We start from the raw sequence: 23,155 nt of genomic DNA on the forward strand, positions 1-23,155 counted from the left end.
ATGCGAGGATTTTGCCAACACATTTGGCGCTGGTTTAATCGAATCTGAGGCTGTTAATTCACTGCGCATTAAGTGCCTGATTATTAATTTAATCATGAGGCAATGATCCCTGTGTATGGATACGAAACTCCGTCCCTTGGTGATTAGATTGCACAAGTTCAAGACTCCACCCAAGACGATCCGCTACCAATCGAACAACCAGCAACCCAAACGTTGAGTTCCTGAAATTACCGACTTGCTTGGTGTCGAACAGACGCTGATCAGCTCCAGACAAAGTCTTCATATTTTCAGCGGACAGCCCCGCGCCAAAATCCCGTACTACGATTTCCCCGTTTTTCACGGTCAGCTCAACGTTCGAGCGTGTGTGGCGAAGCGCATTCTGAATCAGATTCCGTAAAAGCATTCGGACCAATGATGGGCTCGCAACGATAGCCCCCACTTCTTCACAGGATAGCGTCACTCTTCCCTGAAACTCGGGTGTGCCATGCTCCAGATCGGCGATCAGATCCTTGGCGAGTTGTTGAACCGAGAATCTCTGAATTGGCTCTTCACGATCCTCGCTTCGGGCAAGCGCGAGAAGAACTTCGATGTCATCCTTCATCGCGTTGGTTGTTGTGCGAATTCGGTTAATCGTTATCTGGTTCGCTGCCGAGAGGCCTCCTCGTTGGCCGATCACTTCAAGGGCTCCAGAAATGACGGCTAAGGGAGTTCGAAGCTCATGACTTGCAAGCTTTACAAAAGAGCGTTCCCTCTCGATGTGGCTCTCAAGCTCTGAAAGGAACCGATTGAATATATGTGCAATATCGGCAAACTCCCGGTCGCGATATTCACTGTGGCATCGACGCATACTCTTCGATGGTTCAATGCTTTGGATTTCATGGGTCAACCTTTTAAGAGGCCGGACAAGATAGTTTGCAGAAGCTCGCGAAAAGAAAAACGCCGCAAGAAACATAACGCAGGTAATGCCGATGAGAGTCCATTGAATAAGCCCCTGCCTGCTCTCCAAGGTGGTCGTGTCTTGAGCCAAAAAGAGGCGGCCAGCGGGATCTTCTAGCTCTTTGGCATAGACCTGCTTGGTAACACCATTTTCCTCAAATTCATCTGCGTAGGGCAGCGTGAGGTCTTGAAAGTAGAGAGGAAGTAGGGATTCTGACTCACCTGCCGGGAGAAAGAAAACGTCAAGCCTGGGCGTTTTTATTGGACGGAAAGTTCCCGCTTCCAGCTGTTCTTTGAAAAATTCCGCGTCTTCCTTCAACTCCAGATTAAGGATGGTGTCATCTGCATCATCGATAAAAAAGTCAACGGCAAACATTGCAGTTGCGGTCGCCGCCGAGATCAGAATGAAAATGGTTCGAGCCAGGCGCGCAGCCACCGAAGGCTTCACTGATGTTTTCTCATTCAGCATTCGGTGGTTCCAGTCTGTATCCACGTCCGTGAACGGTCTTTACCATCCCCTGACCCAGTTTTTCCTTCAGAGATTTCCTGAGAATGTATATGTGAGTTCTCAGACTTTTCCCCTCAAAATCATCATCCGCGCCCCAAAGGGCGTCGCACAGAGCTTGATGGCTTAGAAAGCTTGGATACGCGCGGACGAGCAGTTCAAATAACCTGGCGGGTGTTCCTGAAACCTCTGCCTTCAAACCATGAAACTCGACTTCCAGTGTCCCCGGATTGAATACAATATCTCCCGCCTTCAGTATTGGCTTTTGAGGAGCGTGCCTGCGATGAAGAGCCTCAATTCGTAATTTAAGTTCTTTCAGTTCGAAGGGCTTGACCAGATAGTCGTCCGCGCCGGAATCAAACCCTTTTTCCTTGTCATTAATGTCGCCAAGTGCCGTCATCATAATGACAGGAGTTGGGCATTGCAGATCCTCGCGGATTCTTCTGGCAATCTCGAAACCGTTCACACCCGGAAGCATCAGATCAAGTATGACAACATCATAGGCCTGAGTTGCCACAAGGTGTAATGCCGTCAGCCCATCTGCCGCATAATCCAGCGCATAATGGTCCCCGCTTAAATATTCGAAAATATTCTCTGCCAGGTTGACCTGGTCTTCGACGATTAATAGTTTCAACATATCGACATTAACCGTTCTTTGAGTTTGTTGGTTGACGCATAGCGCTACTTTCACTCTTACTCGGTTGAGGATCGACAGAAAATAGCTGGTATCTTAGGTTCTCTCCCACCTTTCGAGCCTTAGTTGAGTGCTGATCAAGGACTTCATCGACCGCATTCTTTGGTATTGCAGTAAAGACTCTCGTGTATTCGTGATCTTTTATGGCACGGTCGATCTCTGTCTGTGTCGTTTCAACAGCTTCGCCAGATGAATAAAAGCGTGCAGAAAATGGCATCTTCCCAACGTAGAGGATGGGGCTGTCTCCCTCCTGCTGGATGCTCTCATAGCGGCGTATCAGTTGCTTCTCGGTTTTAAGCGGCACTATTCCGCTCTCCCCAAAGAACACGAAAACGGTAATGAGCACAGGAGCCAGAAATACCGCGCTTGACCTGACCCGTGACCAGGGCTGGATATTGAGGTGCGACACCCACCCAGCAATAAGGATTGCAGAGAACGGCAGAGAGGGAAGTATGTACGTCCAAAGTGTATTGCCTGCCAGGGTGAAGAACATCATTGGCGTAATTGCACAAAACAATAGATACAGCGTTGGGGCATCCTGAGTGACGCTCGTGACAATATCTCTTGCCTGGCCACGTGTCGCCGCAACACCAAAGCCAACCAGACCAATAAGTCCCCAGGGAAATGACGCCCAAAGCCAGAATACCCAAATCATTCCTTTGGGTCGGTCATGAGCGCTGCCATACAAATCGCCCGCCCATCCAGGATCCAGAAAGCGGCTAAAGTGCTCACCAATAATAAAGTAATTTAGGAATCCCGGAGTTTTTAGCTCTGCAAGAAAGTACCACGGTGCAGCAATTGTGACGGTCAACAGCGATCCGAGAACCCAGGGCATTCTCTTTAAGGGTTCCAGTTGCTGTCTAAAGACAGCGGCCCAAATTGCTAGAGGTGCAACGGTCAGCACGACAGCCAGTGGCCCCTTTGCCAACAATCCAATCGCCAGGCCTACGAAAAACCACCAGCGCCAAAAAGCCGGTTGCCCAGAAATCACAAACCAGAAGCTCAAAAGCGAGAGGGTCGTTCCGAACACCAGAAAGGTATCGGTCATTACGGCACCGGCACTGATGTATGTTAGTGCCATAGTGGAAAGGACGAGAGCAGACCATCGAGCGACCGCAACGCCCTGCGTATGCTTTGCAAAACGCCAGGTCAACCAGATGATTCCAACAGAGGCAATCCAGGCAGGTAGTCGAAGAGAGAATTCAGACGGCCCGAATATCTTCAGAGAAGCCGCCTGAGCCCAAAATGACAGTGGGGGTTTTCCCCAGAACGGAACGCCAGGTTCGAACCAAGGAGTAATCCAGTCTCCGGTTTCAACCATCAAACGGGCGATCTCGGCATATCGAGGCTCCGTTGTGTCCACAAAAGGAAACAGTATCATCCCGATAAAGCGACTCAACAATATTGCGGCCACTACCCAGAACCAAGGCTCAAATCGCTTTAACATTCTTGACGCCTCTGAAGGTATTTACTTCGTCCCGGTTACGCACCTCACGGTTTTCGACCACTTCTTCGGTCAGGTAGAGGGGGCGCTGTTTTGTTTCTATGTAGGTCTTGCCTACGTACTCACCGACGATACCGACGCTCAACAACTGCACACCTCCAAGAAAACTGACAATTGCGATCAAGGAAGGGTAACCGTCGGTCGGATCGCCAAGCAGTATTGCTTTTAGTACGATCCAAGCACCAAACAAGCCGCCGACGGAGGCAGCTATCAAACCTGCAAGCGTTGCCCATCTGAGTGGTGAAACAGAAAAAGAGGTCAGCCCTTCCAGAGCCAGGCCAACCAGACCCGGATAATCCCATTTGCTCTGGCCAGCGGCCCTGGGCGCTCTGTCGTACTTGATGATAGTTGTAGGCATGCCAACCCACGCGAAGAGACCCTTCATATACCGGTTGCGCTCCTTGAGCCGAAGAAGAGCATCCACTGCCCGTCTGCTCATCAATCGGAAGTCGCCTGTATCGACCGGTATCTCAGTTCGACTGGTCCGATTCAGTAATCGATAAAACAGGTGGGCACTCAAGCGCTTGAAAAAGCTCTCTCCTACCCGTGATCTGCGCTGCATCAAAACAACATCAAAACCTGACTTCCAGGCCCCGACCATCTCTGGGATATGCTCAGGCGGATCCTGGAGATCGGCATCCAGAACGATTACGGCATTGCCTCTTGTATTCTCCAGTCCGGCTGTCACCGCTGCTTCTTTACCAAAATTGCGACTCAGTTTAACAAGCCGGATGCTCGGCTCTTTTTTGATGACTGTCTTTATGAATTCGGCACCGCCATCTTCACTGCCATCGTCCACCAATATGATTTCTGATCGCATGTCCAGACTCGCGAGAATTGGCAAGACATGATCGAAGAATATAGGAAGCATTGATCGTTCATTGAAAACCGGAACCACCAGCGAAAGCAGGGCTAATTCGTTGGAGGCGTTAGAAGCACTAAGAGGTTTATTCATGAAATACCAGCCTTTGGTATACGACGTAGTTAAATGCGGCGACCATGACGGTGGTCAGAACCTGTGCAGGCGCAATGGGAACTTCACACAGTTGTTGCAACACGAAAAAAATCAGAACATTCAGAAGAGATGCAAGCGAGCAGGAAAAAACATATCGCCATATAGCCTCAATATGTGGCCGGGAATTTGGAAAGGCCAGCGTCCGTTGCAATCCGTAATTGGTAACAGCTCCAATGACACTCCCAGAGAAGGTAGCGGTGACCGGGCTCATCCCGAGCAAAACCAAACCGGACATGGCAGCCCAGTGAAAAAGGGTTGCCATTCCTCCAGCTGCAATAAATCCGCTAATTCTTGTGAAAGGAACTTTTTTCATCCCGCTCGAAACACCTTTGCAATCGAAGCTTTTGGAGTGTTCCGCACAGGGTACTGAGGGAGTAGTCAGAGTTTGTTGAAGGATTCATCAAGAAAATGTCAAATCTCAACCTTGCGTTTCGAAATGCTGTAAACACGATTAAATTACGTGGCGGACGAATGTTGATTCGCCGGATAGCACCCAAGGTGCTAGGTCGTTCAGGAAATGCACCAAGTTATGTCGAATAGCCAGCTTTACAGCTTTTTCTGATCACTCCCTTTCAGAAGCTCATAATGCAGGCCTTTAGCTCGGCGTACATCTGCTTCAAACAGCGATTTTAGGGGATGCTTACACGAGGGCGGGTTTTTTGAATTGGAAACTATAGATAATGCCGTAGAACACCGAAAAGACATATATGCCGTTCCAGGAGAAGAAAAATGACTCAAAACAGTTGACGGTCATCCAGAATATCGCCGTCGTTGTTGCGAATATGCGCCATGTATTGCCAGTGACGCTTCTGGGACTCTTTGAAACCCTGATCACGGGGAAAAAGATCAGAAAATAAATAAACACAGTACCTACCAACCCAAAGCTGACCAGGCTCTCGACGTGAGAGTTGTGAAGGTGGCTAAAATGGGATTTCATTGTGTCTGAAAAATTGTCAGATTCAGAGATAACCAACTCTCTGGCATTTTCGCCGCTGCCGAGTAGTGGCCGCATTTTGAACCACTGCCAGGCTTCGATCCACAGGTTAATCCTTATACCGACACTGCCACTGTTAGGAATAGATTCTATGTCCAACGTTGCCGCATTTTTTATGTTGTCAGTTTCAGCGTTGATCCTTTTGGAGACGATTTGTGATGTTGACAGCGCCATCAGTACAAAAAACAAAGCGATATAAGAAAGCACCACAGCTTTTGTTGAGATACGTGACTGTGGCAGGAGTTTCAGGGTTAAAGGGGCCGCTAGAAAACACAAGAGCAAGGAAAGCCAAACCTGGCGCGACTGGGTGATAACGGTAATCAGAAGGAAAAACAGGAAAAAAACGATGGCGAGCGATGATTTTAGTAGTTTCAGGTGTTTTGAGGTTGTCGTTCTGGCAAGGAGCAAAAAAATGGATGCAATTAAACCAAATCCTGAAAATAACGAGGTGTGCTGAGCATTGACCACATTAAAATCAATACGGGAACCGGAAATTCCGGCGTATATTTCCCCGAAAAAATCACTCGAGTTGCTGACAAAGATTCCCAGCGCGCTCAAGCAATAAGCGATCAGGATTCCAGCGATTATGTTGGTATTTCCTCTCGTCCAATAGGCGATAAACCAAAAAATGAAAAAGCTGTAGAAGAAAAACGGTGACGGTTTTGGCATCGCCAGATCGGGGATGGCAATGATGCTGTTGATCCAGCTCAACAGGGGAATGGCAATGGAGACAAAAAATGCGATGTATATCGGGTCTTTTTTAATCTTCTCGAAATTACAGAAAATGGATAACAAGGTGCCAATAAAGGTGATGATAAAGAAGGCGTCACCGATATCCCGATAGAATCGTTTGAACAGCACGAAACCGATGATAGTGGCCACCATCAATTGGCTGAAACGTTGACTGGCCACAATGCTTTCAAGTCTGGATGACAAAGACTCACCTTTGATTATGAGTGTGCCGAACTGAGTGATTTTCAGCTGCGTTGGCAGCGCAGCCGAGCTCAATCAGTACAGATTTTTTACTATGTGAAGACGATAGCTATTCGACAGGGTGTTTGTTTCGGCCCAGTGTCCAGAGGCCGGCGTATTTATTAAACGTCACCTGTGCATAGGTGACCGCCGTTAGGTACCCCACAGAGCCATCGAGAAAACCAAAACGGATAAAGTAGACCTGTATGAACGTCATTATCGCCCTTAGGGTCGGATAAACCATTGTGCGAGTTCTTTTGCCGCGACGGTGTTTTTCCCTGGATCCCAGCCACGCGTATTTCGCGCTCTTTTCCAGAGAATGCCCAAAGTCACGATGGGTGTAATGGGTGAGTCGTCCTCGGAGTGTTTTTATGCTGCGGCCTTCAGGGATAAGTATCCGCTCATGGACCAACGCATCGGAAAAGGATACGCCTTCACGGCGAAAAAGGCGCAGAGGAGCGCGCCCGCTGCGACCGAAGTCCAGTCTTTTCCCATAGATCGTAACGGCCCAGGGAAGTTTATAAGCATCGGCATCCGGGTTGGCCAAACGGTGATTTATTTCGCGGGCCAACTCTTCAGTAATGCGTTCGTCGGCATCCAGAGACAACACCCAATCGCCCGTTGCCCTCTCAAGAGCTCTCTGTTTCTGTACGCCGAAGCCTGGCCAGTCGGTGGTTTCAACAATGTCGGCATATTGCTGTGCAATCTCTACAGTGCGATCGGAGCTGCCACTGTCCAGCACAATTATTTCATCGGAGACCTTTCTGGCTGACGCCAGGCAGTCCGCGATGTGGTCCTCCTCATTCATGGTGATGACGGTTGTGGATACCCGACACCTGCGCTTGCGAACGTATGACGCCTTTAATTCATGAATAAGAGTGGCCGCCAGTGCTGAAATGATCAATAGATAGAAAGTCAGAAACAGGCTGCGATTAAAGGTGGCTTCCGTTAGCCCAAAGAAAAAGTAGCCCACCGTGACCATGGTGCCGGCCGCAGCAACGTGCGCGGCCGGGAAGTGGTTGCTACGCAGGTGTTGGCCGAATATTACCAAAGGAATAAAGATCAGAAAGGTCCAGCTTAGGACGCCGGGAATGCCGCTCGTCGCGGCATTATTGAGCAGATCATTGTGAGCATGACCAACACAGCAGTCCAGAAGGGCTGGCGATGCCGTACCGCTTTCAACCGCAGACCTCATGGCATGGCTAAATCCGCCCAGCCCAGCGCCCGTCCAGGGGTTTTCAGCAAACATATGCCAGGCATGGCTCCAAAGCTCCAAGCGGAGTTCGATTCCCGAGTCGAGGCCACTCTGATTTAGTGCAGCGTCGATTGATTGCGGCGCCCGATCAGATGAAAAAACTGCGCTGAGGGTCAAGATTGGAATAAGTAAGATAGTTGCTAGTTGGAGCTTTCGACCAAGTAATGGAATAACAGTGAGAAACAGAAAAGGTAGCGCCAAGAGGTTGCTGCGGGTTTCGGATAGCAGGGAAATCAGCACGGCTGAGGCGCTCCCCGCGATAAAGAGCATCGCCAGGAATCGTTTTTTGTTGCGCAGGAAAAACAATCCGCTTACCAGGGTGAGCATACCTCCCAAAAGCGCAATGTTGCCGAAACTGATTGGGTTGATGCCGCCCCCAAACCGTGAGCTCTGAAGGTCGATGGGCGATGCCGCACCTGTCTGCAGCTCAATAGCTAGTACACCGATAGCGGACAGGGAAATTAATCCGATGGCCGTAAACACAGCGGTAGCGCGCAGCTGAACATGGCTTAGAGCGATAATGAGTGGCCAGAACAAAATAAAGCGAGCGTGTGTGCCGAGTGTTTTACCACCTTCATAATCGAACCCTTCAACAATCCATGAGTAAGCGCTGACAAAGACGAAAAACCAGAAAGCGAAGTGGATTAAGCGCAGTTCTCTTGGGGGCTCCCAGCCTGCTTTCAGGAGTGATTTGCGTGCCAAGAGAGCAATGCCGACACTGGCAAGCATCAAAGTTGCTGCCGAGAGCACACTTGACGAGATAAGCGCGCCCCCAAGGCCGATCATCAGCAGCAGTGCAACAAGACGGTGGGTGTGCGAATTAGTATTTATGTTAGCCATAGTCGACACATTTCAGACCTTTGCCATCGAGTCAGCATACACGATCAGGTTTGTAGGGATTGATTTCTCCGGGGACACGGTGACGGAATCGCTTGTACTCCCATTGATATTGTTCCGGGATCTCTCTGACCACATTCTCTATCGAGCGGTTCAGAGCCGTTGTAGCGATGAGCGGATCCGAGTCCGAAATGCCGTTTTCACACTCACGGATAACCAGTCGAAAACCCCGTCCGTCTTTCAGGCGTTCAGAATAGGTCATCAAAGGCTTGGCACCGGACTTTTGTAACAGCTTGGAAACAAGGGTCATGGTACGCACGTCCATACCAAAAAAAGGCGCGTAGGCGTTTCCTTTTCCTCGTGGGCTCTGGTCTGGAAGAATGCCAGTTACCTGGCCTTCACGTAGAAGGGCAATAAGTCGTGCCAGGCCACGACGGTCGCCACGTACCAGTTCTGAGCCGAGCCGGCCGCGGACCCGAATCATATAGTCCTCAAACTCCTTAATGTTAGGAGGACTATACAGCGCCGCCATACGATAGCGCGATGAAAAGTAAAGTCCTGTGAGTTCCCAGTTGCCGAGATGCGGGGCTAGCAGCAGTAAGCCGCGGCCGTCCTTCTTTGCATTCGCCAGCAGCTCCTCACCTTCTATTTCCTGAATCAGCCCGAGACAGCGTTCTACTGGCCACTCCCACATCAATGGGATTTCCATCATGGTTTGACCAGTATGGCGGAGACTGGAGCGAGCCATGCTATGACGTTGATCGTCCGTATAATCTGGAAAGGCAATGCTGAGGTTGATCTCGGTGACACGTCGTGAATCTGTTTTAAAGGTCCATGCGACAGTGCCGAGAAGGCGTCCAGCCAATTGAGCTGCGCGTAGCGGCAGTTTGCCGGCAAGGCCAAGAAGAGTGATCAAAAATGATGCTTTGGACATAGCCATAATCCAGAGGACTATCAATGAGATGAGCGGAAGCTACCACCATCCGGCGTGGGCGGCAAGGTTGGTGAATGTCACAGCTGGCGATTACAGCTTCTGCGAGGCTTCCCAGCTCGTGCTTTGGTCTCCGGTTTCCCAATCAATCCTCAGGTAAAAGCGCCGGATACGCCGGCCAATGTATCGCTGTCGCCAGGCGGGGAGAGTGGCCAGCTTGTCGGGGATGGCGGGGGCGCCGAGCCCGTCAACCAGGAATAGCTCCGGTTGCCCGCCCCTGTCGATGATAACCAGGTTGTGGGGCAGCAGGTTTCGGGTGAGGATGCCGGTTTCGAGTAACCAGTTGCAGAAGCGGTCTGCGGCGTCCCGAATCGGTTGGTCAAACCCTCGGTGTTTCAGGTAGTGTTCGAGCGTTTCGCCCGGGACGCCGTGATCATCGAAGAGGAGCTCACTCATGTTTGCCAGGCCGAGTGAGGTTCCCACCGCGCCATGAAATTGCGGCAGGTGTGCCCAGACCAATTCGTTGTGGCCGTCTTTGATCAGTGCCCGGATGGCCTGCTGTTGATGCGCCCGGAGTTCCTGACGGTTGTCATCAATCCTCGCTCTGCCGAGCATTTTCTTTGGCCACGCTTGTCGCTGGAACCGTGCTTCGATGTTTTCAGGCCGCAGTACTTTGAGACACAATGCCGGATCATCCGGGTGTCGGTAGCAGTGTCTGTTGTAGCCAGAGGCGAATGGCTCAATGCCTGACAGGTTAATCATGGATCGTATCCGGATCTCGTTTTATTGCCTTGTACAATGGAAGCCTCGGGAAGCCATGTTATGAACGGTTGTATTGCCTACGGTGATTGTAATACCGAGGGCCTGAAAGACTACCATGAACCAGTCTGGCCGCAGATCGTTGCAAAGCAATTGGGTCTGGCACTGACCAATTGCGGCCACACCATGAGCACAACCCGTGAGCTGCTTCAGTATGCCGAGGCCTTCCCGCCCAGGAATTACCAACTGTCGCTTATTCAGTACGGACTCGTTGATTCCTGGCTCACCTTTCGCGGTGCCCCCTATGTGCTTTACTACCCGGACAGTCCCCGCAGGAAGTTGGTCCGTAAACTGGTCAAGAAACTGAAGAAATGGGCCCGGCGTTTCCACCTGCAGGATCGTTTCGGCGCGGTGGAGCAAGTGCCACTGGACGAATATCTTGGCAATATTGAGCGTGTGCTGCGCTCGGCTCCCGACACCCTGTTTGTGTTGGTGGCCACGCCGCCAAACCTCGACCCACCCCGGAACCCGCGCATTGAGCGTTACAATGAGGGCCTGCGAGAGTTAGCCATACGCGAGCCAAATGCGTTTTTTGCTGATGCCTACCGCCCATTATGGCAGCAGAAAGCCCAATCCCTGATGGCAGACGGAACCCACCTTACCGAAACGGGGCATCGACTCCTGGCGGATACGGTGCTCAGCGCTCTGTCGACGTACTGGCCAACAGGTCCCGATAGAAAGCCTCTGTCTTCGATACCATCGCCTCAAGGCTGAGCTGCTCCCGGGCCCGAAGAAAACTGCCGCGTTGGGAATCCGTTAGCACCTTTGGGGCGCTGAGATTGGTGCGGATCAGTGTGGCGAGATCCTCAATGCTGTCAGACGCTGCAATACCCTGTTCTGGCAGGAACTCCCTCACGCCGCTGACGGGCGTTGACAGAACCGGGCAACCCGTCATCAGCGCTTCCACCATAATATAGGGGAAGCCTTCGCGGCTGGAGCTGATGATGCAGGCGGTGGCGGACTGGAGCCAGGGCTTCATCCGGGATTCATGGCCGGGAAGCAGTATGCGGTCTGAGACGTCCAGCTCCTGAATCAAGGTGCCTAGTTGGGCACGTTGGCTACCATCACCCAGGATAACCAGACTGCCACCGCAGTCGGCCCTGACCCAGGCGCGAATCAGCCGGTCGAACTGCTTTACCGGTTTCAGACGGCCTGCGGCTAACAGGAGAGGTCGTTCTGCAGGAATTTCGAAGATCGGGGCCTCCGTGCTTTCAGCGTCGGAGGTGTCCACAGGCGGTAAGCCATTATGGATCAGCCGAGCATTGGCGTGTGCAATGGTGTCGGTAATGTCACGGCTGACACCAATTACGCCGTTTAGCTGCTCAAACCCCTTATGGGAGCGCTTGGTGCCATGAAGCGTACCCACTGTTGCACTGTTCAGATGACGTACTGAATTGATCAAGCTTGCGGCCTTGTTACCCTGGGCATGAACGATGTCCGGGTGGATGGAGCGAAGTAGTCGCCGCAGGCGGTAGTGCAGCCAGGGGTTGTGTCGGCCGATCTGCACGGGCAGTGGATGAAAATAAACCGGCGAGGCAAAGCGTTCGTTGTAGTGGCTGTGTGCCAGAACGTGAACCGTGTGGCCTCTTGTCGAAAGGGTGTTCGCCAGGTCAGCTGTGTGCGTTTCCATACCGCCCCAACCGGTGCCGGGCGTGGCGATTATCAGCGCGATTGTCAGCGGGCCTTGCGAGTTCATTGGTGCGCAGTTCTCCGCGCAAGAAGATTTTCATAAACCTGCAGCGTGGTTTCCGTCTGTGCTTCCAGCCGGAAACGCCACGGTATCTCTATCTCAGGCCGGGGGTTGTCCATAAGCGCGAGCGCGGTCTGTGCAAACGCTTGTGTATTGTCGGGCGGTACCAGTCCTTCTGGGAAACAGGCACGTAACGTTTCGGCGGCACCGCCCCGGTCGAAAGCCGCCACAGGCGTACCCGAGGCCAGCGCTTCGGTCACGGTGCGTCCGAAGGGTTCTGGTTTCGTGGACATGTGGCAAACCACGTCCGCCAGAAGGTAGAGGGTCGTCATATCATTACGCTGGCCAAGGAAGCTCACCTTGTCGGTCAGGTTCAGGCGGGCACGTTCCTTTTCCAGCTCTTCCAGAAACTGCTCCTTACCAGGTTCTGCGCCGCCGACAATGATGCCGTGACAATCCGGTCGTTTTTGCACCAGTTGCGCCATCATGGCCAGGAAGTCCAGTTGGCCTTTCCAGCGGGAAATGCGCCCGGGCATCATGACGATCTTTTTCTGGGCCAGCTGTGGGTACTGCCGGAACCAGCGGTCCAGCCATTGTGGGCTGAGCTCCCGTTGTCGAAAAGCGCTCACGTCCACGCCCCGTTGGATGACGGTCAGCTTTTCCTCCGGCACAGGGTACCTGTTCAGCACATAATCCCGAACACAGCCGGACACGGCAATGATGTGATCAGCCCGGGTCATGATGGCGCTGTATGGGGTCACGGAATACATGCCATGAAAGGTGGAGACAACGGCCGGGCGCTGGTTGGCTGGAATGGTCTTCAGTGCCAGGAAAATGATCCAGGCTGGCATGCGGGAGCGGACATGTATGATGTCCGGTTTCAGCTCCAGAAGCAGCTTGCGCATGGGCAGAATTTGCCCGAACGACGCCGGGTTCTTCCGGTGTATGGGCATGAAAATGTGTTCCGAGCCTTGCCCACGAAGCTGCTCCGCCATGGGCCCGCCTTTCGAAACCACATAGGACTCGTGCCCACGTTTCACCAGGTCGGCGGCGAACTCCACGGTGCCTCGTTCAACCCCGCCACTGTATAGCGCGGGTAACGCTTGCAGAATCCTCAACGTTTGCCTCCCTTTAGAAAGCGTGCAATCAGCCATCTTGCGGCCCTGTCAGCCTCCCAAAGCTCCTGCGATCCGCGCAAATTTCCGGCCATAACCGAGGCATGGTCACTCCACTGCGCAACATACCCCTTCTCCACCAGGCTGGCCATGCCCTGGGCGACCCGGCTGTTATTCTTGGGCGCGAGTTCGAACAGTCCGGTAGGCACGCCGGAGGTGGCAGCTTCGCAAGCCATGGACGCACTGTCTGGTGTGACCCACGCCGCGCGGGAGGCCGCGAGTCGGTGGGGCAGCCAACTCGCGTGTGTTCGCTTGGGATCCGCGACCGTGATCTTCGGACCTGCCAGGTCATTCAGTCGCATCAACAGGTTTTCGGGTGTACGGCGAGAGCCACTGATCGTCCAGCGCCATTCCGGGTAGCGCCCCATCAGTTGGTGTAACTGCCCAAGAATAACGTCATCATCCCAGTCGAAATGGGGCGAGGGGCCGCCAATGAGAATAAGGCCTTCGGGTTTGTCGGTAATTCTGGCCAGGGGCGTAATCGCGTTTATGACGCCTTCGGTGGCTAGGATATGTCTGGCTGGGGCGATCTTATCGTGTTCCGGGATGATGGCCGCGTCGACCCAGTTAAGGGGGAAACCCGGTTTCATCAGAATCACGGTTTTTACCTTCCGGAGCCGGCGCAGGGATAGCAACAGGCGATGGGTACCGCTACCGGCTGCGATAATCAGGTTTGGTGTTCCCAGAGTTTTATCCATGGCCGGGGCAACTCCAAGCAGCGCCCGCCACAAGGGCAGGGGTGCTTCGGTCGCATCAATCTCTCTCACGCTGGCGCCGGCCAGCACCCGAAGTCGGTTGCCCAGCCCTTTCAACTGGTTGCGATGGCCGGGCTTATTATCGGTCAGTAGCCAGACAACCGGGGTGCGTGAGCCCACGTCGGAGCGCATTCAGTTTGCGTCCTTGCTGTACAGGTTCGGATCTTGCCTGGAAGGGCGGGTTTTGAAGCGGCGATGCATCCAGAGGTACTGGTCCGGGTGTTTGCGAATTTCGTTCTCAATGGTCTTGTTCACCAAGGTGGCGTCTGCCATGTCGTCTCCTGAAGGAAAGTTCTCCAGTGGCGGATGGAAATAGATATCGTACCCTGGCGAGTGTTCCCGCCGGAAATGACTGAACGGCACCACGGCACAACCGCTACGGTCGGCAATGCGTGAGGTGGCGGTGATGGACCCCGCCGGCACCCCGAAGAATGGGGCAAAGACGATACCTTTACGGCCGTAGTCCTGATCCGTGGCATACCAGACGATACGGTTGTTCTTCAGCTGTTTCAGAAGGCCTCGCAAATTTTTGCTGTCCAGTGCCATACCATAGCGACGTTCCCTGGCGCGGGTCATCACCGCGTTCATCAGCGGGTTATTGTGGTCGCGCTGCATTACATCGGCTTGAATGAACTCGGTGACCAGGCTTCCGCCCAGGTCAAGGGTGCTGTAATGGCCACCCAATAGTAGGATGCCCTTACCCTTGGCAAAGGCTGCTTCTAAGTGCTCCAGGCCGTGGACATTTGTGATTGGAATGAAGCTGGTGGGGTTACGAAACCACGCCAGTCCTAGTTCCATTACACCGATGCCATTGGCGCGAAAAGACGCCTTCACCAGTGCCTGCTTTTGCGTTTCAGATAATTCCGGAAAGCACAGGCGAATGTTCACGTCGGTGATATGCTTGCGACGGGCGGCAAAGCGATAGGCGAGTTCGCCAATCCGTCTACCCAGCCACCATTGCAACTTCAGCGGTAACTGGGCACCCAGCCACATGACGGCGACCCCCATCCAGGTTGGCCACCAGCGCGGATGAAGGTAACTGGTGTAGCGGGTGTCGCGAGTTTTCTGTTTAGCGGTCTTCACTCGTTCAGTCCTTGATGATTTTCAGCGGCAAGACGCGGAGTTTAGCAGTGCCATTATCCTTGGCTAAAGCCGCAATATCCGCAAGTTGCGAAAAAGCATGAATTCGTGGTCGCAGACGCCGGCCACCGCATTATGTAGAATGACCGCCGCATCGATCCGGCCCGGAGTTACCATGCTTCATTTTCTTTACTCCCTTTTTTTCCGCATTGCGCTGCCGTTTGTGCTGCTGCGGTTGTGGTGGATCGGGCGTACCAATCCTGAAGCGTTCGTGCGTTGGCAGGAGCGCCTGGGCTACGTGGAGGCCTTCGATGAGCCGGTCATATGGGTTCATGCCGTATCGGTGGGTGAGACCATAGCCGCCGCCCCCCTGGTGAAAGCCTTGCTGAGGCGTAATCCTGATATTCCTATATTGATGACCGCGATGACCCCGACCGGTTCGGCACGTGCCAGGGCTTTGTTTGGTGACCGGGTGCATTATGCTTTCTCGCCCTATGATACTCCGGGTGCGGTACGCCGTTTTGTTGACCGGGTAAGCCCCAGGGCGCTTGTGATTATGGAAACCGAGCTTTGGCCTAATATGATCGCCCTTAGCCGCCAACGACAAGTGCCCATTTTTCTGATTAACGCGCGCCTTTCCAGCCGTTCCGCGCGTGGATATGAACGGGTGTCCTCACTGGTTCGCCCGCTGCTCCGCAGTATTAGCTGGATAGCCGCGCAGGCAGAAGAAGATGCTGGTCGGTTCCTGCATATTGGCGCCAAGCCGGAATCGGTGTCGGTGACCGGTAGTATAAAATTTGATGTTGAAGTTTCGGACGATGTACGCACCGAGTCTTCGGGGCTGAGGGATGCGTTGGGCGCTGACCGACCGGTGTGGATTGCGGCCAGTACCCATGAAGGTGAGGATCGCCAGATATTGGAAGCTCACCAGCAAATCCTCAAGCATTTCCCGAACGCATTGCTGATGATCGTGCCGCGGCATCCGGAACGTTTTGATGACGTGGCCAGGCTCGTTGACTCCATGGGGCTCTCTCTTGACCGTCGGTCGCAATCGGGAAATGGCGGGGGCGACAGGGTAGGGCACGAGGTGTATCTCGGTGACACCATGGGTGAGTTGCTAATGCTTTACGGCGCCTCAGATCTGGCCTTTGTGGGCGGCTCGCTGATTGAGCGCGGCGGCCACAATCCGCTGGAGCCTGCCGCTTGGGGAATACCCGTTCTTTCCGGCCCGCACATATTCAATTTCGAAACCATTTATGAGCGCCTTGATTCGGGGCAAGGGCTGTATATGACGAATTCGGCGGAGTCTCTTGCCCAGTGCGTCGTCAATCTTTTTTCGGACAAGTCTTCTGCACAAAAGGCGGGCCACAACGCGCTGGCAGTTGTGAATGCCAACCGGGGTGCGCTCGAGAAAGTGGTCGATGGAATTGTAGAGAGAGTCTGAAACGTGATGCAGGCGTTTCACCATGGGCCCGGGGCGGTGCCCCGGCCTGGTTTGCATAGGGTTACTGGGGGAGGTTGTCGATGGTTTCCTGCTCGTTCGCCATGGCCTCAATCCCGGGTGCTGATGCGCTCAGCCAGTTGTTCAGATCTACCAGGTCCTGAGGGCTGAGGGTGCCAGCTGCCTGTTTCAGGTTCAGGGTGTTAATCACGTAGTCGTAACGGGCATTGGCAAAGTCGCGCAGTGCCACGTAATAGTTCCGTTCCGCATCCAGCACTTCCACGATGTTCCGTGTGCCGACTTCGTAGCCAGCGCGAGTGGCGTCGAGCGCACTGCGGCGGGAAATGATGGTCTGCTCAAGAGCATTGGCAGCCTCGATGTTGTTGTTAATGGTTAGGAAAAGGCTGCGAGTGTTTACGCGCACATCGCGGCGAGCTGTATTCAAGTCATGTTCGGCAGCTGTCACGAGCGAGCGCTGTTGACGCACGCTAGCCTGCGTTCCTCCTCCTGTGTAGAGAGGGATATTTAGGGACAGGCTGATGATGCCCTCGCTACCTTCTTGCGTTGTTGACAAAGCGTTGTCGAGGCGTGTTTCACGATAGGAGGCGCTTAGCTCAAGCGTCGGCAAATGGCCTGACTTGGCCGCTTTCAGGTCAGATTGGTTTGCATTGAGCTCGAAGAGGGTAGTCTGAAGAGACCAGTTTTGTTTGAGAGCTTTCGCCTCCCAGGAAGCGGGATCTGCTGGTTCAGGGCGCCCGAGAGGGAAACTTTGCCGGAGGTTTTCCAAAGTAACCGGGTAATTGCCAGTTAATCGCGCCAGTTGCTCTTTTGCAATGTTCAGTTGATTGTCAGCAGCGATGCGCTGGCTTCGGGCATCGTCATAGCTTGCCCGACCTTCGTATACTTCGGTTATGGCAATAAGCCCCACTTCAAAACGTTCCTGTGCTTGGTCATACTGGCGCTGGATGGCCACTTCAGTTGCTTTCGCTGTAGTAACCGTATCTTGAGCTCGTAAAACATCGAAATAGGCAGTTGCTGCATCCAAAATTAGTTGTTGCTGAGCTAGGTTATATCGGGCCTTAGCTGCTTTTGTCTGGAATTGGCTAGCTTCGTATGTAAACCAGTCACGAGCTTGGAATATAGGCTGACTCAACTCCACACCGTAGCGGTAAGCCCGGTAGCTGTCACCCGAGAAAAACTGTCGCGCCAACTCATCGTTCCCCGCGTCGGCGAATGCATTTTGGGGCTCAAAATTTGTGTGATTTACTGACCCTGTCGCCGTGATTTGCGGCAGCAGGGAGCTTTTACTGACGTCGACGGCTGCTCGCTGCGCCTGGAACTGAGACTGAGCCGATGCAATGCCGGAATCATAGGAGAGTGCTTTCTCGTACGTCTCAACCAGATCCATGGATAGTGCTGGCTGGGCTGCGAGCAGTCCAATCAGCCCGGAAAGCAGTCGTTTCTTCATGATGTCTCCTGTTAGTGAATCACCCGGCGTGTTGGAATACCTGGCCACATATGTTCAGATAGCCGTTGAGCGTTTCAGGCTCGCCATTATGGACAATAATCAGCCTGAGCTCTACACTTGCAGTCGGCACTGATTGTAAGTGTCAATTACATTGAATTCGCGTCTTGACGGGGTGCTGGCGTCAGAACATCTGACCGCCGGCTGAGATTGCCAGGCAGAACCCGCAACCTGATCCGGATAATACCGGCGTAGGGATTTGAGACAATATGCTGCAACGACACAGAACCGTTCTGTGATCACTGCCCGTCATACGCGACCCGTATACCTAATCAACCCGGGGACGCACTATGACAACAATACCTTCCTATCTCAGCGATTCAGCAAAAGTCGATTCTGCAGCCATCAAGCCGCTGCCCCAGTCCCGAAAGATCTACGTACAGGGTAGCCGACCTGATATTCGAGTGCCCATGAGGGAAATTACTGTGGGCGACACGCCGACCGACATGGGTGGCGAGAAAAATGCGCCCGTCGCCGTTTATGACACCTCCGGTCCGTATAGCGATCCTGAAGCCACCATTGACCTGCGTAAGGGGCTCAAGCCCATCCGTTCCGCCTGGATTGAAGAGCGCGGAGATGTGGAGCAGCTATCCGATTACACCTCGGAATTCACGCGTCGCCGTATGAAAGACCCCCTGCTGGACCCTCTCCGCTTTATGGACGAGCGCAAGCCGCTGAAGGCCAGGCCGGGCAAAAACGTCAGCCAGATGCACTATGCCCGCAAAGGGATCATCACGCCGGAAATGGAATTCATCGCCATTCGCGAGAATATGAAGTTGCAGGAAGCTCGGGAGCAGGGGCTCCTGAAAGATCAGCATCCGGGACAGTCATTCGGAGCGTCTCTGCCGCAGGAAATTACTCCTGAGTTTGTACGGGACGAAGTTGCTCGCGGCCGGGCGATTATTCCCAACAACATCAACCACCCGGAAACAGAACCGATGATCATCGGCCGCAACTTCCTGGTGAAAATCAACGGCAACATCGGCAACTCGGCGGTCAGCTCTTCCATTGAGGAAGAAGTTGAAAAGCTCACCTGGGGCACCCGTTGGGGGTCCGACACCATCATGGACCTGTCCACCGGCAAGAACATCCATGAAACCCGTGAATGGATTATCCGCAACTCGCCGGTTCCCATCGGCACCGTACCGATCTACCAGGCATTGGAAAAAGTAGGCGGAGCTGCCGAAGACCTGACGTGGGAAATTTTCCGCGACACGCTGATCGAACAGGCAGAGCAGGGTGTGGATTACTTCACCATCCACGCGGGCGTGCGTTTGCACCATGTGCCCATGACGGCCAAGCGCACTACCGGCATTGTCTCTCGCGGCGGCTCCATTATGGCCAAGTGGTGTCTGGCTCATCATCAGGAAAGCTTCCTGTACGAGCACTTCGAAGACATCTGCGAAATCATGAAGGCCTACGATGTGGCTTTCAGCCTCGGTGACGGTCTGCGCCCCGGTTCCATCGCCGATGCCAACGATGAAGCCCAGTTCGGCGAGCTGGAAACCCTGGGAGAACTCACCAAGATTGCCTGGAAGCACGATGTCCAGGTAATGATCGAAGGGCCGGGCCATGTGCCGATGCAGCTGATCAAGGAAAACATGGACAAGCAGCTGGAATGCTGTGATGAGGCACCGTTCTACACGCTCGGGCCACTGACCACGGACATTGCCCCTGGCTATGATCACATCACGTCCGGTATCGGCGCGGCAATGATCGGCTGGTACGGCTGTGCCATGCTTTGCTACGTTACCCCGAAGGAGCACCTGGGCCTGCCCAACAAGGACGATGTAAAGACCGGCATCATCACCTACAAAATCGCAGCTCATGCCGCTGATCTGGCAAAAGGCCACCCCGGTGCCCAGATCCGCGACAACGCCCTGTCCAAGGCCCGCTTCGAGTTCCGCTGGGAAGATCAGTTCAATCTCGGCCTGGACCCGGACACCGCTCGTGCCTTCCACGATGAAACCCTGCCGAAGGACTCCGCCAAGGTGGCCCACTTCTGCTCCATGTGCGGCCCGAAGTTCTGTTCCATGCAGATTTCCCAGGAAGTTCGGGAGTATGCCAAGGAAAATGGGCTTGATGAGGTTTCGGCGGTGGATGCTGGCATGAAGGAGAAATCCCGGGAGTTTGTGGAGGCTGGGTCTAAGCTTTATGACAAGGTTTAGTTTGGGTTTTTAGCCTTATTGGTCTGGTGTTTCGGCCAGGCAGGTAGCCCTGTTCAGGATACGCTCAAGCACGTCCATGTGACGCTTGAGCTCCGCCATCCATGGCTCCGCACAATCCTGAACAGGGCTACCTGCCCGGCCATGCTGACTCCGAGATATCGCTACTTGAAAACTCGTTATTTGTGAGAGTGCTCTGCTTTCAAAGGGGACAAAGGCTCGCGGCTGCTTGACGTTCTGAGTTTCCCTGAAGCTTGGGGCCTCGGTGGGGCTATCCTCCCAAAACTGTGCGGAGCCATGGATGGCGGAGCCCAAGCGCCCCATGGATGGGCTTGAGCGTGTTTTGGGAGGATAGCCCCACCGTGGTCTTGCACCCAAGTCAGTCCGCAACAAGGCTTGCACCCAAACCAAAACACCGGCTATCGTTCAGAATCGTTCTCAAAAACAGATCTGAAATGACCGAACCGTTCCAGTTTAAAGACAGCGACGTAAAAATCGAAAAACGAGAGACCGTGTTCCATGGTTTCTTCCGCATGGACAAACTCTGGCTGACACACCCGCGCTTTGACGGCGGGCAAATGCCAACCTTCACTCGCGAATTGTTCATCCGTGGCGACGCTACCTGCGTACTACCCTACGATCCCGATCGTGATGAAGTTGTTCTTCTCGAACAGTTTCGCCTCGGTGCTCTGGGCCGGAAGCAGTCCCCGTGGCTGCTGGAGCTTGTCGCCGGCATGAACGAGGAAGGTGAGTCACCCGAAGATGTCGCCCAGCGAGAGGGCCAGGAAGAAGCCGGCCTGACCTTCAAGCCACTGAACAAGATCTGTGACTATTTGGTGTCTCCCGGCGGAAGTACGGAACTGATTCACCTCTACTGCGGTCGCATCAGCACCGAGTCGGCTGGTGGTCTGTTTGGTATGGAACACGAACATGAAGATATCCGTGCTCACGTATTCAACGCCGACGAAGCCATCGCAATGATTTATGATGGACGTATCAATAACGCTGCCGCGATCATCGCGCTGCAGTGGTTGCAGTTGAATCGACCGCGCTTGCGGGAGGGCTGGAGCTGATATGACAGAGTGGGTAATGAAACCCCGGCGCTACGTACCGGATTTACGACGTTTCGGCGCGCTGTGTGATGGCAACTACATGCGTCTTCATCGCTTGCGGCAACTGGAGGCCAAGGGCCGTCCCGTCTGCGAATTTGAACTCCATCGTGAGGACCAGTATCTGGGCCGGGTTCGTATTGAAGTGCTGCAGACGACAAAGTTTACCGAGACCCTCTTGCTGGAGCAGGTTCACAACTCCGGGCGCTGGCTGAATAATCCCCAGTTGACGGTTCGGGTCTACCACGATGCCACCATGGCGGAAGTGATCAGCTGTTACCGCGACCGGCAGATTGCGCCGGTGAACGACTATCCGAACCGGTTCATGCATCACCCGGACGAGAAGGTGCAGGTCAACAGCTTCCTGGCTGACTGGCTGGATTACTGCCTGCGTTTTGGACATCTTCCCATGGAACATGCTGCATGGTCGGCGGGGGAGGGCGTGGACTAAGGTTGTATGTTTGCCCTGCATCCAATGGCATAGAGTGCGCGTAGACTGTGCGAGAGTTGTCAAAATCGGTAATTGTCTGGGAAAGCCTGAACAGAATGTGATGAATATTCTGGATGTAGGCGAAAAAACTCAATAACCTGCCAGTAGGTCTGCATCACCAGTGTGTTGCGCAAACGCAAGAACCACGAGTGCCATGACAGAGAACGACGACCAGCGTGCCCTACGGGTGCTACAACTGACTGACCCGCACCTGATGGCTGACCCGGCAGGTGAATTGCTGGGCGTTAACACGAGGGACAGCCTGGATGCTGTCATCGCACAGGTACTCCGTGATCACGGCCAGCCGGATTTTATTCTCGCCACCGGGGATATTGCTCAGGATGCCACCGAAGAAGCCTATCGGGTTTTTGGTGAAAAGCTAAAGGCGTTTCAATGCAGCTCCGCCTGGATGGCAGGCAATCACGATGATTCGCCGGTATTGGCCAGTATTGCATCGGAAATTCAGGCAGACAGACGTCACATTGTTCAGGGTGGGTGGCAGTTTGTATTGTTGGATACCTCTGTGCCGGGGAAGGTCTTCGGCGAGCTGGCGGAATCCGAGCTGACATTCCTTGAAAAGACCCTCGAAGAAAACCCCGAGTTACCAGCCCTGATCGCTCTTCACCATCACCCTGTTGAAATTGATACCCGGTGGATGTCGCCGATCGGATTGCACAACCGCGACGCTTTCTGGCGTGTGGTTGATCGCTTTGCGCAAGTGAAGATTGTGCTTTGGGGGCACATTCACCAGGACCTGGATCAGACGCGCAATAGCGTTCGTCTGCTGGCGACGCCATCCACCTGTATACAGTTTACAGCGGGCTCTGTGGAATTTTCGGTGGAAGATAAGTCGCCGGGATATCGGTGGTTTGAATTACTGCCTTCGGGCGAGTTTTCCACCGAAGTCAGCCGGGCGACGGATTTCGTGTTCGAGCTGGACAGCAACAGTACCGGATACTAGCCGTTTATTGATCGGCAGGCAGCCTGTTAATGGTCGCCTTATTGCGTATATAATTCAGGCTTCGCTCAGGACGAGCAAGAGATATTCACTTCTTCAGGGATCGAAGACATGCCCCAGGCAACCGGACTGCAGTTCACGGCCACCCTTGGCCAACTCCCCAGAGACCTGTTCGTGGTCGCCCGTTTCGAGCTGACCGAGCACCTTTCCAGTCTCTGCTACTGCAAGCTGGAGCTGGCCAGTACCTCGCCCGACATTGCCCCCGAAGACGTGCTCGAACAACCCGTGGACCTGGTGATGTGGCA

General features: G+C 53.8%; 21 protein-coding genes and 1 riboswitch. Of the genes, 7 read left to right on the forward strand and 14 right to left on the reverse strand.

Translation table 11 applies throughout. From position 1 onward, the window contains the following. Nucleotides 1-88 precede the first annotated feature (88 nt). The 9 genes from AC13D2_RS03605 to AC13D2_RS03645 all read right to left on the reverse strand — a co-directional run bounded on the left by AC13D2_RS03605 (nucleotide 89) and on the right by AC13D2_RS03645 (nucleotide 10,405). Nucleotides 89-1,405, reverse strand: coding sequence for a sensor histidine kinase (locus AC13D2_RS03605; protein ID WP_292046910.1), 1,317 nt, complete (start codon nucleotides 1,403-1,405; stop codon nucleotides 89-91). After that, on the reverse strand, nucleotides 1,395-2,132 hold the full coding sequence (locus AC13D2_RS03610; RefSeq protein ID WP_292046911.1) for a response regulator transcription factor: 738 nt from the start codon (nucleotides 2,130-2,132) through the stop codon (nucleotides 1,395-1,397). Before AC13D2_RS03610 ends, AC13D2_RS03605 begins: the two co-directional genes overlap by 11 nt. After that, entirely contained in the window at nucleotides 2,086-3,582 is a 1,497-nt protein-coding gene (locus AC13D2_RS03615) for an ArnT family glycosyltransferase (protein WP_292046913.1), read from the reverse strand. The genes AC13D2_RS03610 and AC13D2_RS03615 overlap by 47 nt, the downstream gene beginning before the upstream one ends. Beyond that, entirely contained in the window at nucleotides 3,566-4,594 is a 1,029-nt protein-coding gene (locus AC13D2_RS03620) for a glycosyltransferase family 2 protein (RefSeq protein WP_292046915.1), read from the reverse strand. The genes AC13D2_RS03615 and AC13D2_RS03620 overlap by 17 nt, the downstream gene beginning before the upstream one ends. Next, nucleotides 4,587-4,967, reverse strand: a complete 381-nt coding sequence (locus AC13D2_RS03625; protein WP_292046916.1) for a GtrA family protein — start codon at nucleotides 4,965-4,967, stop codon at nucleotides 4,587-4,589. The genes AC13D2_RS03620 and AC13D2_RS03625 overlap by 8 nt, the downstream gene beginning before the upstream one ends. Before the next feature lie 327 nt (nucleotides 4,968-5,294). Beyond that, a complete protein-coding gene (locus AC13D2_RS03630; protein ID WP_292046917.1) occupies nucleotides 5,295-6,584 on the reverse strand; it encodes an O-antigen ligase family protein in 1,290 nt (429 codons plus the stop codon). Nucleotides 6,585-6,690: 106 nt separating this feature from the next. Then, entirely contained in the window at nucleotides 6,691-8,715 is a 2,025-nt protein-coding gene (locus AC13D2_RS03635) for a glycosyltransferase (protein ID WP_300499494.1), read from the reverse strand. Between the two features lie 31 nt (nucleotides 8,716-8,746). Then, nucleotides 8,747-9,652 (reverse strand): lysophospholipid acyltransferase family protein, encoded by a 906-nt coding sequence (locus AC13D2_RS03640; protein ID WP_482938232.1) that lies wholly within the window; start codon nucleotides 9,650-9,652, stop codon nucleotides 8,747-8,749. 84 nt (nucleotides 9,653-9,736) lie between these two features. Further along, nucleotides 9,737-10,405, reverse strand: a complete 669-nt coding sequence (locus AC13D2_RS03645; protein ID WP_292046922.1) for a YrbL family protein — start codon at nucleotides 10,403-10,405, stop codon at nucleotides 9,737-9,739. Nucleotides 10,406-10,465: 60 nt separating this feature from the next. Here AC13D2_RS03645 and AC13D2_RS03650 point away from each other — a divergent pair, with 60 nt between their 5' ends. After that, complete coding sequence (locus AC13D2_RS03650; RefSeq protein ID WP_292046924.1) at nucleotides 10,466-11,176, forward strand: SGNH/GDSL hydrolase family protein; 711 nt, start codon at nucleotides 10,466-10,468, stop codon at nucleotides 11,174-11,176. Here AC13D2_RS03650 and AC13D2_RS03655 read toward each other — a convergent pair. From AC13D2_RS03655 to lpxL, 4 genes are read right to left on the reverse strand one after another with little or no spacing between them, the layout of a single operon-like run. Next, complete coding sequence (locus AC13D2_RS03655) at nucleotides 11,100-12,158, reverse strand: glycosyltransferase (RefSeq protein WP_292046926.1); 1,059 nt, start codon at nucleotides 12,156-12,158, stop codon at nucleotides 11,100-11,102. The genes AC13D2_RS03650 and AC13D2_RS03655 overlap by 77 nt on opposite strands. After that, on the reverse strand, nucleotides 12,155-13,270 hold the full coding sequence (locus AC13D2_RS03660) for a glycosyltransferase family 4 protein (protein ID WP_292046927.1): 1,116 nt from the start codon (nucleotides 13,268-13,270) through the stop codon (nucleotides 12,155-12,157). The genes AC13D2_RS03655 and AC13D2_RS03660 overlap by 4 nt, the downstream gene beginning before the upstream one ends. After that, entirely contained in the window at nucleotides 13,267-14,214 is a 948-nt protein-coding gene (locus tag AC13D2_RS03665) for an ELM1/GtrOC1 family putative glycosyltransferase (RefSeq protein WP_292046929.1), read from the reverse strand. Before AC13D2_RS03665 ends, AC13D2_RS03660 begins: the two co-directional genes overlap by 4 nt. Further along, nucleotides 14,215-15,165 (reverse strand): LpxL/LpxP family Kdo(2)-lipid IV(A) lauroyl/palmitoleoyl acyltransferase, encoded by a 951-nt coding sequence (lpxL, locus tag AC13D2_RS03670; RefSeq protein ID WP_292046931.1) that lies wholly within the window; start codon nucleotides 15,163-15,165, stop codon nucleotides 14,215-14,217. 172 nt (nucleotides 15,166-15,337) lie between these two features. On the opposite strand from lpxL, the gene waaA reads away from it, so the two are divergent. After that, nucleotides 15,338-16,606 carry a lipid IV(A) 3-deoxy-D-manno-octulosonic acid transferase gene (waaA, locus tag AC13D2_RS03675; protein ID WP_292046932.1) on the forward strand — a complete coding sequence of 423 codons (1,269 nt, stop codon included), beginning with the start codon at nucleotides 15,338-15,340 and terminating at the stop codon, nucleotides 16,604-16,606. A gap of 61 nt (nucleotides 16,607-16,667) precedes the next feature. Here the strand turns inward: waaA and AC13D2_RS03680 are convergent, their stop codons facing one another. Beyond that, complete coding sequence (locus tag AC13D2_RS03680; protein ID WP_292046933.1) at nucleotides 16,668-18,071, reverse strand: TolC family outer membrane protein; 1,404 nt, start codon at nucleotides 18,069-18,071, stop codon at nucleotides 16,668-16,670. Nucleotides 18,072-18,229: 158 nt separating this feature from the next. Next, nucleotides 18,230-18,344: riboswitch (TPP riboswitch) on the forward strand. A gap of 74 nt (nucleotides 18,345-18,418) precedes the next feature. Between AC13D2_RS03680 and thiC the strand changes: the two genes are divergently transcribed. The 5 genes from thiC to AC13D2_RS03705 all read left to right on the forward strand — a co-directional run. Further along, the gene (thiC, locus tag AC13D2_RS03685) at nucleotides 18,419-20,296 is read left to right on the forward strand and encodes a phosphomethylpyrimidine synthase ThiC (RefSeq protein ID WP_482938233.1); all 1,878 of its coding nucleotides are present in this window, start codon (nucleotides 18,419-18,421) and stop codon (nucleotides 20,294-20,296) included. Between the two features lie 452 nt (nucleotides 20,297-20,748). After that, on the forward strand, nucleotides 20,749-21,366 hold the full coding sequence (locus AC13D2_RS03690) for an NUDIX domain-containing protein (protein ID WP_300500462.1): 618 nt from the start codon (nucleotides 20,749-20,751) through the stop codon (nucleotides 21,364-21,366). Between the two features lies 1 nt (nucleotide 21,367). Next, nucleotides 21,368-21,853, forward strand: coding sequence for a DUF1249 domain-containing protein (locus tag AC13D2_RS03695; RefSeq protein ID WP_273065708.1), 486 nt, complete (start codon nucleotides 21,368-21,370; stop codon nucleotides 21,851-21,853). A gap of 193 nt (nucleotides 21,854-22,046) precedes the next feature. Beyond that, a complete protein-coding gene (gene cpdA, locus AC13D2_RS03700; RefSeq protein WP_273065710.1) occupies nucleotides 22,047-22,853 on the forward strand; it encodes a 3',5'-cyclic-AMP phosphodiesterase in 807 nt (268 codons plus the stop codon). A gap of 108 nt (nucleotides 22,854-22,961) precedes the next feature. Further along, nucleotides 22,962-23,155, forward strand: a 194-nt coding sequence (locus tag AC13D2_RS03705) for a hypothetical protein (RefSeq protein ID WP_482938234.1), incomplete at its 3' end; no start/stop codon positions are given.

It is taken from the genome of Marinobacter sp. B-12 (assembly GCF_056857915.1).

Bases quoted from the DNA above. Each gene is read 5' to 3' on its own strand.
- AC13D2_RS03605 (WP_292046910.1), bottom strand. From the start codon at position 1,405: ATGCTGAATGAGAAAACATCAGTGAAGCCTTCGGTGGCTGCGCGCCTG.
- AC13D2_RS03615 (WP_292046913.1), bottom strand. From the start codon at position 3,582: ATGTTAAAGCGATTTGAGCCTTGGTTCTGGGTAGTGGCCGCAATATTG.
- AC13D2_RS03620 (WP_292046915.1), bottom strand. From the start codon at position 4,594: ATGAATAAACCTCTTAGTGCTTCTAACGCCTCCAACGAATTAGCCCTG.
- AC13D2_RS03625 (WP_292046916.1), bottom strand. From the start codon at position 4,967: ATGAAAAAAGTTCCTTTCACAAGAATTAGCGGATTTATTGCAGCTGGA.
- AC13D2_RS03635 (WP_300499494.1), bottom strand. From the start codon at position 8,715: ATGGCTAACATAAATACTAATTCGCACACCCACCGTCTTGTTGCACTG.
- AC13D2_RS03640 (WP_482938232.1), bottom strand. From the start codon at position 9,652: ATGGCTATGTCCAAAGCATCATTTTTGATCACTCTTCTTGGCCTTGCC.
- AC13D2_RS03645 (WP_292046922.1), bottom strand. From the start codon at position 10,405: ATGATTAACCTGTCAGGCATTGAGCCATTCGCCTCTGGCTACAACAGA.
- AC13D2_RS03650 (WP_292046924.1), top strand. From the start codon at position 10,466: ATGAACGGTTGTATTGCCTACGGTGATTGTAATACCGAGGGCCTGAAA.
- AC13D2_RS03655 (WP_292046926.1), bottom strand. From the start codon at position 12,158: ATGAACTCGCAAGGCCCGCTGACAATCGCGCTGATAATCGCCACGCCC.
- AC13D2_RS03665 (WP_292046929.1), bottom strand. From the start codon at position 14,214: ATGCGCTCCGACGTGGGCTCACGCACCCCGGTTGTCTGGCTACTGACC.
- waaA (WP_292046932.1), top strand. From the start codon at position 15,338: ATGCTTCATTTTCTTTACTCCCTTTTTTTCCGCATTGCGCTGCCGTTT.
- AC13D2_RS03680 (WP_292046933.1), bottom strand. From the start codon at position 18,071: ATGAAGAAACGACTGCTTTCCGGGCTGATTGGACTGCTCGCAGCCCAG.
- thiC (WP_482938233.1), top strand. From the start codon at position 18,419: ATGACAACAATACCTTCCTATCTCAGCGATTCAGCAAAAGTCGATTCT.
- AC13D2_RS03690 (WP_300500462.1), top strand. From the start codon at position 20,749: ATGACCGAACCGTTCCAGTTTAAAGACAGCGACGTAAAAATCGAAAAA.
- AC13D2_RS03695 (WP_273065708.1), top strand. From the start codon at position 21,368: ATGACAGAGTGGGTAATGAAACCCCGGCGCTACGTACCGGATTTACGA.
- cpdA (WP_273065710.1), top strand. From the start codon at position 22,047: ATGACAGAGAACGACGACCAGCGTGCCCTACGGGTGCTACAACTGACT.